Here is a 16,069-nt window from a genome sequence, read left to right as displayed (position 1 = left end):
CCACCATGTTCAACGAACTGGAATCCATTCGCAATCGTTTGCTTGCTTACATTGAGTCGGCGTATCACTTGTCGGACCCGCAATTGGTCGGGTTACGTCGCGAGCTGTTGGAACAGCCGGAAGTGCTGTGCCATGCTCCGTTCATCGAAAGCTCGGCACGCTACGCGATCGGGAAGCCCTACCGTGAACTGAACATTCCGACCGAAGCGGAACAGTTGCTGTCGTTCTTGGCGACCAAGGAAGGCGGTGGCATCGTCTTCCCCCAACCTTACCAACACCAAGCACAGGCATTGGAGGCGGTACTGGGCAATGAATTGCGACACACAATCGTGACCACGGGGACCGGCTCGGGAAAAACCGAAACGTTTCTGCTGCCGATTATGGGCCGACTTGGTCGCGAGGCGGCACGGTCGCCAGGCTCGTTTGAGACGCGGGCCGTTCGAGCGTTGCTGCTATATCCGATGAACGCCTTGGTCAACGATCAACTATCGCGTTTGCGTCGTCTGTTTGGCGCACCGACGACTCGTGATTGGTTCAAACAGCACGGCGGCCGGCCAGTGAAGTTTGGACGCTATACAAGTCGGACACCGTTTCCCGGCGTCATTCCTGATGACACGAAACGCATCTCGCAAAAACTCGCTGGCCTACGGTTTTACGTGGACCTTGAACGACGAGCGGCGGACGGAGTTCAGGATGCAATCGAGCTGCTTGGCGCGATGCGAGCGATGGGAAAATGGCCCGCGAAGGATATCGGCAACGATCCCGGCCTGGCTCGTTGGCTTGGCTCGGGTGGGGCATGGAAAGATGCCAACGGCAACCTTCGACGCGCGGTGGAAAATCCCGACGATACCGAATTGCTAACCCGTCATGAGATGCAGGCATCGGCACCAGACCTTTTGGTGACAAACTATTCGATGCTCGAATACATGATGCTGCGACCGATCGAGCGTTCGATCTTTCAGCAAACTCGTGACTACTTCGTCGCGAATCCAAATGAGCGTTTCATTCTCGTTCTCGATGAAGCTCACTTGTATCGCGGTGCCCAAGGTACCGAAGTTGCGATGCTGATTCGTCGCCTGCGGCACCGCTTAGAATTGTCCGCCGATCAATTCCAAGTCATCACGACCAGTGCATCGTTTGAAGATGGAGAGCAAGCGAAGAAATTCGCGGCTGGCCTGACGGGCACGAACGCCACGGATTTTGCCTGTCTGCAAGGTACCAAGGAACCGGCCGAGCCCTCGTTCGCGGGAGACGAAGCCACCGCTCAGACACTGGCTGCGGTCGATTTGGGCGAACTACTCTCCGACGATGCAATCGAACGCGCAAAGGCGATTGCTCCGATGCTGGTTCTCAGTGCAGTCAGTTTGGAGGAACGAGTCTATGAACTTCAATCGAACCCGCATGATTCCACTCAAGCCAAAAGCAAAGTGAGTCTGGTTGGACTCACGAAGGAGGGAGAACTTCGTGAAGAGTCTCTGATTCTCGCGACGGGAGGTCGGAAGCAAACCGAACACGCGTACCTAACGATCGTTTCGATGACTTGTTCAGATCCGAAGGTAACCGTCGAAGCGATTCGTGACGGTGGTTTTCGCGAATGCGTCGTTCGAAGCGACAACGACGAACTGTCGTCTGGCAAGCAGCTTCACTTCGGCATGGCTCGCATCCTTAATGAATTGCTGCGTCCGTTGCCCGTTACCGGAAGGTTGGTCAATTTGACCTCAGCAACCGAGGACCTGCATGATCAAGAGACGCACTCAGATCTGGGAGCACAGGAGATTGGTCGCTTAGCATCACGATTGTTCCCTGGCTGCGGCTCTGAACACGCCAAAACGGCGACAGACGTTCTCGTCGAGGCCGCTTCCATGGCGCGAGCGACTCCCGAAGGCTCGCCTTTGATTGCAGCTCGTGTCCACCGCTTCTTTCGCGGTATCCCAGGAATCTGGGCGTGTGCGGATCGTTATTGCTCCGCTTTGCCAGCGGCGGCGAGAGGGAAGGGGCCGACGGGAAAACTAACCGTCCAGCCCCGTCGCGAATGCGAGTGCGGAAGCCGGGTCTTTGAGCTGTTGGCCTGCCGAAACTGTGGTACCGCGATGTTTCAAGCCTACGTTCAAAACGTTCGCAAGCCGACTTACCTTTGGACGGAAAATGTGGGGGAAATCGACGATGCTGAAGACGCCGTTCAGCCGATTCAGTTGTGCCTGATCGAACCAGAGAATCCCGATGGAACCCGCGGAAGGTGGCTGGAGCCAAAGACAGGCCGATTGTTCACGAATGCAACCGACTCGCCGTCTTGTCGCGAAGTCTTTGTTCCTGAACTTCAAGCGGGGGTTCAGCGGAAAGCCGGCTTGTTCGGAACGTGCCCACGGTGCCGTGTCCAGCACGCAAAGATTTCCGACATGGCGACCAAGGGCGATGAACCATTCCAACACTTGGTCTCCGCTCAGTTAATGTCGCAACCGCCGACTCCTGGTAATGAAACCGCGCTCCAGGGACGAAAGCTCCTTGTATTCTCTGATGGGCGACAACCAGCCTCGCGGCTCGCTGGAAAGCTGAAGTCGAATTCACTCCGGGATTCTGTGCGGCCGCTTCTGATCCGTGGGCTTCGCTACGTTGCTGAAAGGTGGTTTGAAGGAAGAACCCGTGACATCTCAATTTCGCATGCCTATGCCGCCTTGCTCTGCGGAGCGTTTTCTCAAGAAGTCTCGCTGCGTCCGAGTTTGAAGGAACGTGAGCAAGAAAATTTCAAGCGAGCAATTTCGGCAGTTGAGCAGCTCTGTCAATCACGCAAAGGGAGTCGCGCCGCATTCCTCGATGTATCGGAGCAAATCGCCGAACAGACGCCTGCGGACTTGCTGATCTCATTGCACGAGGTCATGTTCAACCCGCTCAGCGGCATGCAAAGTCTCGCGTTGGGGAAGTTCGTTCCCCTTTTGCCAGACTACGTTTGGGAACTGATGTCTTCCTTACCGGCTCCTGAACAGCCGGCCCAACTGCAATCAGAAGGCGAGCGGCGAAAAGCGTTGCTCGATTTTTGGATCGGATGCATGGTTCGAGTGCGAGCCGTTCGCCTGCCGGGGACACCCCTGGAATGGATCGGAACACGCGAGGGTGGCGTTAGGATTCAGCGAAGCGCCGGCAAATTCAACACCTTGATGACACAACGTGTTTCACCATCCTTTTACCGAGCCAACCTATCCGGCGGAAACACTGGCACTGGGATCTGGCAAGTGTTCCTCCAGGAACGACTGGGGTGTTGCCTTACTGCTGATGAATACGTTCTTGATCCAAAAAGGATCGCGATTGATTTCGACACGACATCGTGGTTTCGGTGCGATAACTGCACGTCGGCTTTACCCTGCGATCCATTCGATACCGACATTTGTTCCGAATGTGGCTGTGAGGGAATGCTTCAGGAACTCTCGCGAGAAAACCGCAGCGTTCATGATGTCTTCATGACTCGCAAAGGATTCTATCGAAAGGATGTCGATGACACATCAATCGACCTTCGACCATTTGTTGCGGAAGAACACACAGCAGCCATTGGAGCCATTGAGTCGCAAGATGCTTTTTCGCGTGCCGAGTGGCACGAAATGCGTTTTCAAGATTTGGATGTAGACGGTCCCGGTGGAGAACCCGGAGGGATCGTTGATATCCTGAGCTGCACAACCACAATGGAAGTTGGGATCGACATCGGCAGTCTTACGGCCGTGGCTCTGCGAAACGTTCCCCCGAACCGTGCCAACTATCAACAAAGAGCTGGGCGAGCGGGACGCCGAGGGTCGGCATTGTCGACGGTTATCACGTACGCCGATCAGGGAACTCACGACCAGCGTTACTTCCGGCATCCGGCCGAAATGATTAGCGGCCCTGTCAAAGATCCCGTCTTGAACCTTGAGAATTCAGAGATTGTCCGTCGGCATGGGTTCGCACTGCTTCTAGGCCTGTTTCAACGTGAGCGAATCGATGGGACTGACGCAACGCAGCAGACTTCCAATCTTTTCTCGTCTCTCGGAAAAGTTGAGGACTTCCGCTGCGGCGGTCCCGAAGAGTTCAGCTACCGTGGTTTGGCCAGTTGGCTAGAAGCCAATGGAGAATCGCTGCTTCAATCCTTAAAGCAGATTGTTCCACGCGAGTTCTTGCAAAGCGACGCGGCGGATTCGATAGAAGCAATTCCATCATTGCTTCTAGCCGAACTAACCAAGATCGGTTGCGGGGAGGCGACACCGGAGCCGGTTGAAACGCCAGAAGAACGTAACAAGTCGGCTTTCGCCATGCCGGACGATGTATTCTACGACGAAGGGTACGACGATACGACAGCGGCTGAAAACGCGACGAATGAGGTAAGTCCGGAGATCCCGGAAACAGGCCGTCAAACGGTCAACCTGCTCGACCGTCTATTCGAGAAGGCGACGCTTCCGTCCTACGCTTTCCCAACGGACGTCGTTAGCATGACGGTGTTCGATACCAACCGTTCCAAGCCATTTCGCCGTCCTGTGATCAAGTACGCGCCGCAGCGTGGACTGGAACAAGCGTTATCGAGCTACGCACCCGGTCGCGAGATCTTTATCGACGGAAAACGGTTCTACTCATTTGCTCTTTACAGTCCAATGTTTGGCGATTTGAAAAGAGCTTGGGAGCAACGCAAGCTTTATTTTGAGTGTGAAAAATGCGGGTACGCTCGACTAGAGGAACTTGATTCCGGATACATGGAAGACCAAAGGCTTGCATGTCCTTCCTGTGGCGATCAGTCAGGACTTGGTCCTGCGATCACTTGGATGGTCCCACCTGGATTCGCCCATCCAGCCGAGATGGAGGAGGAATTGGCTGTCGACCAGCCTCCAGACTACACACGTCCGACCCAAGCAAAACTGAAGGCACCGTTTAACGATCCAGACTTACCCGGCGAAGACTATGAATTCGGAAACCGTGGTTTCACAGTGTGGACCAAAAAAGAGGACTTGTTCCTGACCAACCGAGGCGCGGAGGGGACCATTGATCGTGGATTCATACTTTGCACTTGGTGCGGCCGAATCGAACCGGCCGGATGGCGTGACCCAGACCGGGCGTATCTGAACAATTCCTATCGGACTCGCGCGAGAATCCCACATCCCAAACCGTTCCCGAATCACCGTGAAAAGCCGAATTGCACAGGTTTGATGAAGATTGTCAGCCTTGGAACAACGTTTCGGTCAGACGTATCGCTGTTTCGTTTCCGCATGGGCGACAACGTGATGTTGATGCCGGGAACTTCTCTCGCAAAAATTTGCTTGACGACAATCGCACAAGCGGTCGCACTCGTCGCCGCCGAAGACCTGGAACTTGATCGCGGGAACATCGGAGCTGAATTCCGTGCGGCCCAAACCCCTGGTGGCAAACTGGGAACCGAGGTGGATCTCTACCTCTACGACACGACACCTGGCGGTGCGGGATTCGTTAAGGCAGCCGTCCGTGACCCGGTCAAACTGCTTGCGGATGCTTCTGCTCTATTGAAAGCCTGCAGCTGCGGAACATCCTGTTACAAGTGCCTTCGCTCGTACGACAATCGTTTTTTACACCAAGACTTGGATCGTGAAATTGGTGCTGCACTTCTCGACCACATTCTTGGTCGCAGCGAGAAACCGTTGCTTGACGAACTAACGGAATCAAAGTTGCTGGAGACAATGGCCGTCGATTTAAGAGACCATGGCGAAACCGTTGTGGTCAAGCCTGGACATCTTATTCTCGAGTCACAAGGCGACAAAGTGATTGTGATCTCCCATGCTCTCCTACCTGGTGTGCCGGCAACGGAGGCCGCTAAGCAGGCCAGCCAATCCGGCCGTAACGTTGCCCAGCCAATTGACCATTTGTGCATCAAGCGAGCGTTACCAGTTGCCGTCGAGCGTTGCGGCACGTCGGTCCGGAATGAAATCACCGCATCGACTCCGCTTCCGGAAGGTTTGAAACGCAGCGATAGTGGGATTCCTCTCCACAATTGCCGCAGTGTGGCGTCGGGCTCAGCGACCGGTCAACCAAGAGCGGAGCTGAGTATCGCTGGCTATCAACCAGATCAGGTGATCCTGCTTGAAGTCGACGGCCCCCAAATGGAAAGATTTTCAGTTACCGTTGGTGAAGAGAAGGTGAACTTGAATCCCGGCACGGTGCTTGTCTTTGAGCGATGCGACGAGCAGATGAATCAATCGAAGCACGATCGACAAATGTGGCTAATCGAATCGCCGACCGAGGCTTTCCGTGCCACCCGATGCTCGGTCACCTTTGCCATTTGCCAATGGAGTAAATGGCAAGAAAAAGACACTGTGCAAATCAGGTATTTATCAGCAAGTCGCAATGCCACCGGCCAGCGTGTGTCGCCCGAGACGATCAAAGTGATCGGTCGACCAATCGGGTTGGTTCGGCGTGGTGTTTACCATTCACTCGCCTGACAGAATGGCATCTTAACTCAGCAGGATTCACTATGGCGACTATGCGACCCGATATCGACCCAGACGACATTCCGTACGATTCAGAACGGCTTGTCTACCGTGCGTTGAAAGAACAGCTCGGCAATGAGTTTGTTGTCCTTCACTCATATCCCTGGCTGCGACCAGATCGCGATGGCACGTTGCGCGAGGGCGAAGCGGACTTCATCGTTTTGCATCAAGAGAAAGGCATGTTGGTGCTGGAGGTCAAAGGTGGCGAACTGCGATACCAAAATGCAACTTGGGAACGAAAGAAGAAGCACGGCTACGAGCCGATCACCGACCCGTTTAAGCAAGCTCGTGGCAGCATGCACTATCTCGTTGATCGAATCGAAAAACAGACCGCCGGCGATGTTCGGCCGCACCACTTCAGCTACGGTCATGCCGTTGTCTTTCCGCACGATAACTACACTGGTGCGATTCCGCCGGGGGCTGATGTGTCGCTGATTCTGTCACGGCGACAAATGAACTCGATGGATACGGCGATCGAGTCCGCGATGGCCAGTTGGCCACAACGCCCCACGCCGCTAAGCAACCATCAGTGGCGTCGAATGGCAACCGCTTTGTTGCCCGAGTTCAAACTGTTTCGCCCCATCGTCGGCAGTGCCAGCGATGTGTTCGACAAGATTCAAGAAATGACGGACGAGCAGATTGAACTGTTGGGTGGTTTGTACGAAGACAATAACCGCGTATACGTCTCCGGCGTGGCTGGCTCAGGGAAAACGCAGCTCGCGTTCGACCGAGCGATTCAACTGGCCAAGAATGATAATCGCACGTTGTTCGTTTGTTACAACCGACATCTGGCCGACCATCTTCGCCGGAGCCTCGATCAGCATCCCGACAAAGGGCTACTCGAAAAGCGATTGACGATTGCCCACTTCCATCAACTCGCTCGCGAGATCATCGAAGATGCAGGTGTTGATTGGGATCCGCCAGAGTCGCCTCAATCAGGTTCAAATTTCTTTGTCGATGATGTACCCGATCTGATTGAACAAGCCGCCTATCTTGCGATGGAGGAGGGGGAAGATATGCAGTATGACGCAATTGTCATGGACGAGGCCCAGGACTTTCATTCTCGCTGGTGGGAAGTCTTACAATGCACGCTTCTGAAGAATGCCGAGGACGGGACGCTATTTGCGTTCGCCGACCCAGTCCAAAGATTGTGGGACTGGGCACCGGCCAAACCGCCGGTCGCGTTTCAAACGAAATACAATCTGCGTCGTAACTGTCGCAACAGTCGCTGGATCGCTCGCACCAGCACGACGATCGCCAAAACGGAGGCCAAGTTCTTCAAACGATCACCGCTTGGTGGGAGACCAGCGATCAGCACGGTGCCGACCCTTGCAGCAATGAAAGGTATCGTCTGTAAAGCCGTCGAAAACTTGGTTGGGCAACACGATATCGGCCCGTCACAATTGGTCCTGATCGGACCGCGCGGCCTCGAAAACGGATCACTCGCCGATGTATCGGAAATTGCCGGCATCGCTCTAACCAATGATACGCGTGCATGGAACCGCGGCGAGGGGATTTTGGTCACGACAGCCCGAAGCTTCAAAGGGCTCGAAGCGGATGTGGTTGTTGTCTACGATTTGGACCGAATCTCGAAAGGCTTTTCACATGTGGACTTGTACGTTGCCTGTACACGCGCCCGCTCGCACGTCCATTTTCTAGTTACCGGACGAGAAATGCTCGCCGACATTAAAGCCGCGATACAGAACGCTGGAAAGGAACTGGGAGAATAACTCGATGGAATCATTTGTCACCTACAGCCGCAATGAGTTCTCGAACAAGCTAGGGCTCGCTGATTACCTTGAATCGGACCAGGACAACAGCGTCCCTTCGCCTTGGGGCATTGCTAGATTGATCCGGCGGGAAGTTCGTCGCCATGGTCTCGCGACGCGACGTGAACTGCGAAAGGCAATCGAACCATTCTTGATCGCGGCTGGCTTTGAGGGAGATGCGAACAAGGCTATCCATTCTGTCGCAGTCCGAATGGTGGATGTTGGTGAACTGGCTGACTTGAAGGTCGAAAATCAACGCGGTTATTCGGCGATACCATCGCGTTGGATCAAGCTAAGTGACACGGACGCGGTGTTGTTGGGAACAACCGCGACGGAGACTCATCGATTTTCGTCGTATCACCCTAACCAATTCCTAAGAAGGTTTCGTCCGTCAGATGCGATTGTCACGGACCTGAATCGTATCGGTGTGAGCGAACAATCGTTTGAAGATTGGCTAGGGGAACCGAGCTGGAAATCGCTTAAAGACCAGAAGGATGGTATTGGCTCGCTCGCCGATCTTTTGGAATGGCAAATCAGCCAACTTGACCAAGAGGGCAGCCCATTGTTCATCAACGACACCAAGATCTTGGCAATCAATCATCGACCGGGTGAGTTCTTCGGAAGCGAGCGAAAGCCCGAACGCACGCGCTGGACATCTCCTAGCAAGCTTGATGATGGTATTTACTTGGGTGCTCAGCCTGGCCGAAACGAGCAACACTGGATCCCCATTCTTCTAAGAATCGACGGCAGTCAAGGCAAATCAATCATGCTCAACTGCCGAAATGATGCGATCGCTACCTACGAGTTAAGGAACTGGATGTTGATCGCGATTGGCGCAAGAAATGGGCAACCGGAGCTGATCGACGCCGACAACCATGATAGTGAAATCCAATGTACGTTCCCTGTTCCCTCGCAGATCAGCACCATACTTAGTTTGACAGGTGAGCCGACTGGTAGATGGCAGCGATATGCGGTGCTCGACGTACGACTGACCTACCAATGGCTCGTTCGTGCTGTCCCAGAGTTACAGATTCGTCATCTGAATTGAGCCCCAAAAAGAAAACCGATGTCGTCACCCACAAGCCAATGCGTTTTATCGCAACAGCAGAAGAGCAAGATTCAAAAGCTGCTTGGCGGTAACACTTCCGATCAGATCCTGCTGGCGGTGATATTGATCGAAACGTCGGGTGCCACGGCCGACGACGCTTTGGATTTGTTCTCGACTCCGATCATCAGCATCATTGTGAATACTTGGGATACTGAAGTTTGGAATGCCGTCGCACCACTTCTGCAGGAACACGAGACCCTCTGCCAAAGCTTCAGAGACTTTGTCGAGAAACGATTGCTCACGAAAAATCAGGACTTTCGCAAACGCTTTCTCCGAAATCTCTTTAGGCATGCAGCCAGCCCAGTCACCTCGTTGATGAAAGATTGTTGGTTTCTCTGCAAGCTCGATTCATGGGTTCTCAGCGAACTGCCGACGTTACCTGACGCCGCATTTGAACTGTTGGCCAAGCATCACGACACACTCAGGCTTGACGGCCTCGCGACGTTGTCCGACGCAGCAGCCGAGTCACTGGCCGAGCATCACGGGGCCGATTTGACTCTCGACGGTCTGACCTCGCTGCTCGATGCTGCTGCCGCGTTGTCGGTCGCCGGTGCCGAGTCTTTGTCCAAGTATCAGGGAATACTAACACACCGCGGAGCGAACACGATGTCCGCCGCCGTAGAGGAACTGTCCGCTGCCACGACCAAGTTGTCAGCCGCTGCTAATCAGTCGTTGAATAAGTATCGCGGGACGGTTCTATCCCTAGACGGTTTGTCCACGCTGTCCGACGCCGCTGCCGAATCGTTGGCTAGATATCGCGGCTCATCGCTCTCTCTTCGCGGACTGACCTCGTTGTCTAATGCCGCTGCCGAGTCGTTGTCGCAGTACCAGGGCCAGCTCTTTGTTTCAGATAAGTTACCCACGGAAAACAAAATTTTAACGATTGAAATCGTAAGAGGGTTTCTTCACGACGAGAACTCAGTAAGGTTTACCGAGTGCAAATTAATCGCGTTCGCTGCTGCTGAGGCACTGGCCAAGTATCGGGGCGTACTTCTCCTGGACGGATTAAAGAGCCTGTCTAATGCGTCCGCCGAGGTGTTGGCCCACCATCGGAGCTCGCTATGTCTGAACGGGCTAACCACGTTGTCCGATGCCGCTGCGGAATCGTTGGGCAAGCATCAAGGAGAACATCTCTACCTAGACGGACTGACTGAGTTGTCCGACGCGGCAGCCGAGTCGCTTGCGAAGCATGCTGGAACGTGTCTATTTCTCAATGGTCTGACCCGAATGCCGCGTGTTTTAGCGTCTTGATCAACCGGTAGACGATTTCGGTCGATCAACCACAACCTGTAGTGCTAGCAAATAGCGCACACAGTGTGACGGCATTTGCTGTGCCAAGATTCGTCTTTCAAAGACGGCGAGATCCCGCTCTGATGTGTTGAACGATCAACCCCAACACTGACAAAACGGAACCCCGCCGTGTCCCAGCATGATAACAACTCGCTGTCCAAAGTGGCAGCCAAGTTGCAAAACGATCCAGAACAATCTTTGGTCTTTGAACGCTTCTTGCCGGCCCCTGAAATCGTGGAGGCTTGCGGGCAGTTTGGATACCAATTCCGGGAGCGCATTTACACTCCGGTCATCACGCTCTGGATGTTCCTGGGACAAACTCTTTCTGCCGATCACTCCTGTCGTGACGCGGTGATGCGTTTGAATGCTTGGCGAGTCGAACGCGGCAAAGCGAAGGTCTGTAGGTGTCGCTATCCGGCAAAGTGAGAGTGGCTCAAAGTCCTCAACCGAGGTTCGATTCTTCATCGCTTCGATTGCACCGGGAGTAAAGAAGTTTGCTCGCTACGTACGCGGTCACTGGGCGATCGAGAACACGCTTCATTGGTGCCTTGATGTGACATTCCGTGAGGATGAAAATCGAGTCCGCGAGCGAAACACTGCGAACAATATGGCGTGGCTGAAACGCTTCGCTCTGAGCATGCTGAAGCAGCAAGACGACAAGTACAGCGTTGCGATGAGGCGACGATTCGCTGGTTGGAACCTGGACTATCTCGCTAAAGTACTGGGAATTCCCGTGCTATAGTGTGCGTTTGCCGTGTGCCCGCCTTGGTGTCTTGGGAAAGCTTAGTGTCCGCGACCTCGTACGACCAATTCCCAAGCTCGTTCGCCTCGTCCACTCGAATCAAAAAATCGCTGCGTTCCGCGAAGGCATCTTTGGACAGCGATCCTTGAAAGATGACATCTACGCCTTGCCGCATCAAATCAGCCGTCGTTTCGACTTGCGTCGCATCGTTGAAGTCACGAAGTTCAACGATATTCAAACCTTGTCGATGCAGCATCGCTAAGTAGGCGGCTTCGTGAGCCAACCCATTTTCAGCAAGTCGATCGAGTCGAGCGTTGTGACCAAACGGAACCTCGATCTCGCCGTTGGCACGCCGCATGTCGAGCGATGTCGCATGCCTACAAGCCAAAATGTTGGAAAGTTCGGTGGCAGAGAAGATGTAGTCGTGGTTGTTCTTTTTCATGCTTGCCGTGTGATTCAGGACTTGGGATTTCGGATTGGTACGCGATAGCGGTTGGCTTCTTCAGTCAAGGAAATCCACATCTTGACCGGGCCTAACAGAAGATTCTGGCCGCTGCTGCATGCCCGGAAACCGCTCGCATGATTGCCGTTGCGATCTTGGCCCCGCCCGCGTGCGACGGTTCAATCGGTGAGACTTCTGAGTAGTCGGTTGGATCGTTGCAGAGCAAACGCAAGTCGATCAGGTCGAGGCCGTTTTTTAACGCCGTTCGGGTGATGGTGTCGTTGATGATTGCCAGACCGGCCAGCGCCGCGTCGTCGAGTCCCGGTACGCAGTCGTAGATTGTGCAAACGGTCAGCGGCAGTTTGATTTGACGCAACTTGCCGATCACCTGCTCGTACTCATGCTCCAGCGTCGCAATGGCCGCCTTCATTTTCCCGAGCGACGCGTACACGCTGTCGCTCGACTCGCCCATCACCGAAGATTGCAAGTACAATGCATCGTTGCCGCCGACGCTGAGCACCAAGTGAGTCGCTGCTTCGGGAATTCGTTCGATCTGCCGCAGGACCGAGTTGACCACTGCCCCGTCGACGGCAACCAGCGAAACTGTGTCGGGCGCTGTCAGGTTCGCGAGTAAGTGCTCGTGGACGCTGTTGCCGTCGGGGACGTAGATCTTGTTGTCAAAGATCGAATCGCCCAACAGACAGATGTGCGTGGTAGTGATCATGCTTTTAAGCCATTGTGGTTTTGCGGTTCTTAACGTAGTGGACGAGGCGACGAGTCCCGTCCCGCTGGACTTGTCGCCTCGTCCACTCTCAGTGATCCCAAACGCAGAAAAGATCAAGCGTCGAACAGATCACCGATCGCATCGCCCATCATGTAGTGGATATCAGTCCGCGATTCCCAATCGGCGAGTGAGAACTCATCGGCGATCTTTTGCAACCGCTCAGGTGTTGTCGTGTTGCCGTGATAAACGATGCTGGTCTTCTTTGTCGGCGACCATAGCACTCGGCCACGCGGCACGCTGAAGTATTCTTCAAAATCAGTCAGACCCAATTGCATCGCCGCGTCGGGCCAAAGGTCGTTGTGCGAGTCATCGCTATCGCACAACCCGGTCGCTCGATCGACTTCGCCAGGAGCGTGCGGGAACGAAACGATCTGCGATCCGTTGTCCCACCAGATTCCAATTTGTGGTTGCTTATTCAAATTCATGGTCGGTACGCCGTATTTCCGCATTTCGAGTCTGGACAAACGGTTTCACCCAACCGCACTGCCTCACCGCAGTGTTCACAAAAGCGCCGTCGTTCCCGGCCAAGAGCTTCACAATCATCTTTTGCATCTTCCTGGCTCCCTTTCGTCGTTGTGTTTTCACAAAATGCTCCATCCCCCAACCTTGTCATCGGGCCGCCGCGGTCGCGACAAAACTTCCCATCGTCTTTCACGATAAATGCTGTCGCCATGAATTGTCTCCTTGTTCGACGTAGTTCAAAACCTGATGAATATTGGGGCGTTCGTAGCCCTCCCTCTTCGCTCCCTTACCGGTCTGCTCATCGGCCGCGAGTTTCGTCATGTTGGAACGGTGCACTTCGTCGAGCAAAGGTTCAACCGGCATTCCGGTCGCGACCGCATCGCCCAGCAACACGGTCATACGATCGGCCCACGCGTCCGCCGCAGCCACCAAGTCATCTTCGCCATGAGCCTCGATCCATTCAGCCAATTCTTCGACAGCCATCAACGCCCGCCGAGTCAATTGCGTTTTCTGGCTGTCACGGCGATTGAATGAATCGACGGTCTGCCGGAGTGTTCGTGCCAGATCGCGATCAAGGTCAGCATCGTGGTCGAGCAGCTTCAGTGAGTCGGATACGGTTTCGCCGATTTTACGATGAAACTCAGCGACTTGATTTAATTGTCTTTCCAAGGGTCTGTCTCTCTAGCAAACAAGCTTGCCGGTTTCTTGGCTGAGCATCCAGCGTTGGTCAGCGAAATCAAAATTGCCTTCGTTGCGGAACAGCATCACGTTCACGCCCGCAGGCACGTTCTTGAGCATTTCAGGTTGATCGTCAACGTAAAGCGTGACGCCATGCTCGGCGATCACCTCCGCCTTCGCATCCATCCGATCAACCAGCACCACTTCGTCGTAGCGAATGTTGCGCTCATTCAAGTCCGCAATCGCCTTCGCCCGATCGCGTCGATAAGTAATCACAATCACCTTCCCCGGCCATGAATGTGTCCAAGCCGAGAAGAACTCCGGTGCTTCAGTGATGCAACCGTCAAGGTCTAGACCGAGAGTGAATCTACTTCCTTCAACCATGCTTGTTTACCTCTAGCTCGTTGACGCATTTGTTGGCATTGTCCCAGGCTTCGCGTACAGTCGGACAGCAAAGGCTGTCCGTGATTCTGGGAATCAGAAAATATCCCGTGTCTTCCGTGCCCCACCAATCACATTTGCCGCGAATCAAATCAACAAGATTTGCGAGACCCACCAGCGCATCCAATTCATCATCCGAAGACACTGGTGAATCTAATGTCGCAATCTCTTTGCTCAGCAGATCCACGACTCCGTTGCAAGCCGCTTGAAATCCAATTTTTGTTGCTGCGGAAGAATCGCCTTTGTACTTTTGGAGCGTGTCGATCGCACCGAGGCGTTTCTGAGCAATCCAAACCGCCATTGTGACAGCTGGATGGCTCTCGAGAACGTAGATGCAACGCGAGACCGGATTGGTCGCCGCGGGTGCGATCTGGGTGCTGCGCTCATCGAGTCGGTAATTCACAGGGTTCCCGAATTCATAAGTTCGCTGACGGTTGGTTTTGAGTTGAGCCAAGCCCTATAGACAGTATCCCAAATTCCGCTCAGTAGCAGACAGCGTAAGCTCATGGTTCTTTGGCCGCCGGTTTTGTGCCAACGCATGCCGGACAACTTCATCCGTTCGCTGACCACTTGCTTGCAAGCCGATTCCACGACGCCGCTACCGATTGGGTAGCCTCGTGATTTCATCTCAGCATAATTCATAAAACGACTGTAGCGACGAAGGTATCGTTCCGCTTTGACGGCTTCTTCTTTCTCTGACGCCTTGTACTTATGTAGCTCTCGCATTTTCGCGATACTGCGAAGCATCCTTCCGTGTCCGCCGGGCTGCAGCAGCAACCAGCGAGCATGTTCAAGCCACTCCTGCCGCTTGCCTTTGTTCTTGCCAAACTTGAGCGCTTTGGCAATCGTCGTCAGACGCTCCGCCGCATGGTAGTAATCCACGACGCGAGTGATCTTGATCCGCACGCCATCGACGAAGAACTTCCGCAACGTGTTCTTCCAATATGCCGTCTCGACCTTGCCGGCATCGCTGACGTACACGATCTCCGGCACGCAGTCACCGCAGCGACGGATCGTCGATTGAAGCAGGCTGGTCAATTGCGTCGAGAGCGTGACTTGATTGCTTTCGGGAGTGCAGCCCAGGTAGACTGTACCGAGCTTCTTGCCGTCAGCCAACACGCTCACGCAGGCCACGCTCGCCATCTCGAAGAAGCTCCATGGTGCCAAGCCCAAGGCCACACCATCGCGACTAACCGACAGCACCGGCTTCAGTTTCCGCTGCCGGGCTTGCTCGACCAGTTTCATCAACTTGTCCACCTGAGCCTGCTCACGAAAGGGTTCCATGCCACCAGCGAGTGTGCCGACGAGTTTGCGAAGCTTCTCGGTGCCGATTTTCGTACCCATTTGATCCTCGACCAACTCCAGCGTTCGGCCTTGAGAACTTCCTGCGGCAGCAAATTGTTTGCCGACGCGGGTCGCCGCTGCGGGCGTGAATCCGTTCTCCACGCCAAGCAACATTTCGAGCGGAAAAATCGTTCGACCGGATCGACCGCGTCGATAGCGGGCGCGAACAATTGTGACTTTCCCGAACCGCGTGACAACGTCGGTCCGTGGCGTTTTTTCGGCCAAGCGACGATAAGATTTACGTTGGTGCTTGATCGTTCCGGGCATCTGCGAGAGTTCCGGTTCAAGTCGAGAAACGAGCCACTGTATCAACTTGCGTCCGAATTCCCGAAGATGGTCTTGAAGAGCATTTTCCAGGTCAAGCGTTCGCGAAGGTGTCGGGTCGTTCCCGGCGAACAACTCCAGCAGCATGGTGACTTGTTGCCGCAAATCGTCGGCAATTTGGCCAGTGAACTGCGCAATCTCATCAGTTGCGATTGCGTGAATAAGGCTTCCGACGTTAGCTTTGACATCCATGAGGCTTCCTTTCCTGCGGTGTTAGT

The 16,069-nt window shown here is 54.3% G+C and carries 13 protein-coding genes; 6 read left to right on the top strand and 7 right to left on the bottom strand.

Features of this window, described 5'->3' with window-relative positions; translation table 11 throughout:
• Positions 1–5: 5 nt before the first annotated feature.
• The 6 genes from SH410x_RS11660 (at position 6) to SH410x_RS11635 (ending at position 11,376) form a co-directional block, all read left to right on the top strand.
• On the top strand, positions 6–6,419 hold the full coding sequence (locus SH410x_RS11660; protein ID WP_473676663.1) for a DEAD/DEAH box helicase: 6,414 nt from the start codon (positions 6–8) through the stop codon (positions 6,417–6,419).
• Between the two features lie 32 nt (positions 6,420–6,451).
• A complete protein-coding gene (locus SH410x_RS11655; protein ID WP_473676662.1) occupies positions 6,452–8,197 on the top strand; it encodes an NERD domain-containing protein in 1,746 nt (581 codons plus the stop codon).
• Between the two features lie 4 nt (positions 8,198–8,201).
• A complete protein-coding gene (locus tag SH410x_RS11650) occupies positions 8,202–9,284 on the top strand; it encodes a hypothetical protein (RefSeq protein WP_473676661.1) in 1,083 nt (360 codons plus the stop codon).
• A gap of 18 nt (positions 9,285–9,302) precedes the next feature.
• Positions 9,303–10,595, top strand: a complete 1,293-nt coding sequence (locus SH410x_RS11645) for a hypothetical protein (RefSeq protein WP_473676660.1) — start codon at positions 9,303–9,305, stop codon at positions 10,593–10,595.
• 168 nt (positions 10,596–10,763) lie between these two features.
• Positions 10,764–11,060, top strand: coding sequence for a hypothetical protein (locus SH410x_RS11640; protein WP_473676659.1), 297 nt, complete (start codon positions 10,764–10,766; stop codon positions 11,058–11,060).
• The gene (locus SH410x_RS11635) at positions 10,999–11,376 is read left to right on the top strand and encodes an ISAs1 family transposase (protein WP_473676658.1); all 378 of its coding nucleotides are present in this window, start codon (positions 10,999–11,001) and stop codon (positions 11,374–11,376) included. Before SH410x_RS11640 ends, SH410x_RS11635 begins: the two co-directional genes overlap by 62 nt.
• On the opposite strand, the gene SH410x_RS11630 is transcribed toward SH410x_RS11635, so the two are convergent.
• The 7 genes from SH410x_RS11630 to SH410x_RS11600 form a co-directional block, all read right to left on the bottom strand.
• A complete protein-coding gene (locus tag SH410x_RS11630) occupies positions 11,348–11,818 on the bottom strand; it encodes a hypothetical protein (protein ID WP_473676657.1) in 471 nt (156 codons plus the stop codon). The genes SH410x_RS11635 and SH410x_RS11630 overlap by 29 nt on opposite strands.
• Before the next feature lie 91 nt (positions 11,819–11,909).
• Positions 11,910–12,542 carry an SGNH/GDSL hydrolase family protein gene (locus tag SH410x_RS11625; protein WP_473676656.1) on the bottom strand — a complete coding sequence of 211 codons (633 nt, stop codon included), beginning with the start codon at positions 12,540–12,542 and terminating at the stop codon, positions 11,910–11,912.
• 113 nt (positions 12,543–12,655) lie between these two features.
• Positions 12,656–13,027 carry a hypothetical protein gene (locus tag SH410x_RS11620; protein WP_473676655.1) on the bottom strand — a complete coding sequence of 124 codons (372 nt, stop codon included), beginning with the start codon at positions 13,025–13,027 and terminating at the stop codon, positions 12,656–12,658.
• 226 nt (positions 13,028–13,253) lie between these two features.
• Positions 13,254–13,733 (bottom strand): pyrophosphohydrolase domain-containing protein, encoded by a 480-nt coding sequence (locus tag SH410x_RS11615; RefSeq protein ID WP_473676654.1) that lies wholly within the window; start codon positions 13,731–13,733, stop codon positions 13,254–13,256.
• Between the two features lie 12 nt (positions 13,734–13,745).
• Complete coding sequence (locus tag SH410x_RS11610; RefSeq protein WP_302117412.1) at positions 13,746–14,126, bottom strand: hypothetical protein; 381 nt, start codon at positions 14,124–14,126, stop codon at positions 13,746–13,748.
• Positions 14,119–14,586: a hypothetical protein gene (locus tag SH410x_RS11605; RefSeq protein WP_473676653.1), complete on the bottom strand. Its 468-nt coding sequence runs from the start codon at positions 14,584–14,586 to the stop codon at positions 14,119–14,121. The genes SH410x_RS11610 and SH410x_RS11605 overlap by 8 nt, the downstream gene beginning before the upstream one ends.
• Positions 14,583–16,043 (bottom strand): hypothetical protein, encoded by a 1,461-nt coding sequence (locus SH410x_RS11600; RefSeq protein ID WP_473673834.1) that lies wholly within the window; start codon positions 16,041–16,043, stop codon positions 14,583–14,585. The genes SH410x_RS11605 and SH410x_RS11600 overlap by 4 nt, the downstream gene beginning before the upstream one ends.
• Positions 16,044–16,069: the final 26 nt, after the last annotated feature.

It is taken from the genome of Rhodopirellula sp. SH410 (assembly GCF_055811895.1).
The sequence above is the reverse complement of the archived record's forward strand: the minus strand, read 5'-3'. Positions and strand labels throughout refer to the sequence as shown.

Coding starts and splice junctions, on each gene's coding strand:
- SH410x_RS11630 (WP_473676657.1), bottom strand. CDS start 11,818: ATGAAAAAGAACAACCACGACTACATCTTCTCTGCCACCGAACTTTCC.
- SH410x_RS11645 (WP_473676660.1), top strand. CDS start 9,303: ATGTCGTCACCCACAAGCCAATGCGTTTTATCGCAACAGCAGAAGAGC.
- SH410x_RS11660 (WP_473676663.1), top strand. CDS start 6: ATGTTCAACGAACTGGAATCCATTCGCAATCGTTTGCTTGCTTACATT.
- SH410x_RS11610 (WP_302117412.1), bottom strand. CDS start 14,126: ATGGTTGAAGGAAGTAGATTCACTCTCGGTCTAGACCTTGACGGTTGC.
- SH410x_RS11650 (WP_473676661.1), top strand. CDS start 8,202: ATGGAATCATTTGTCACCTACAGCCGCAATGAGTTCTCGAACAAGCTA.
- SH410x_RS11600 (WP_473673834.1), bottom strand. CDS start 16,043: ATGGATGTCAAAGCTAACGTCGGAAGCCTTATTCACGCAATCGCAACT.
- SH410x_RS11655 (WP_473676662.1), top strand. CDS start 6,452: ATGGCGACTATGCGACCCGATATCGACCCAGACGACATTCCGTACGAT.
- SH410x_RS11620 (WP_473676655.1), bottom strand. CDS start 13,027: ATGAATTTGAATAAGCAACCACAAATTGGAATCTGGTGGGACAACGGA.
- SH410x_RS11625 (WP_473676656.1), bottom strand. CDS start 12,542: ATGATCACTACCACGCACATCTGTCTGTTGGGCGATTCGATCTTTGAC.
- SH410x_RS11635 (WP_473676658.1), top strand. CDS start 10,999: ATGCTTGGCGAGTCGAACGCGGCAAAGCGAAGGTCTGTAGGTGTCGCT.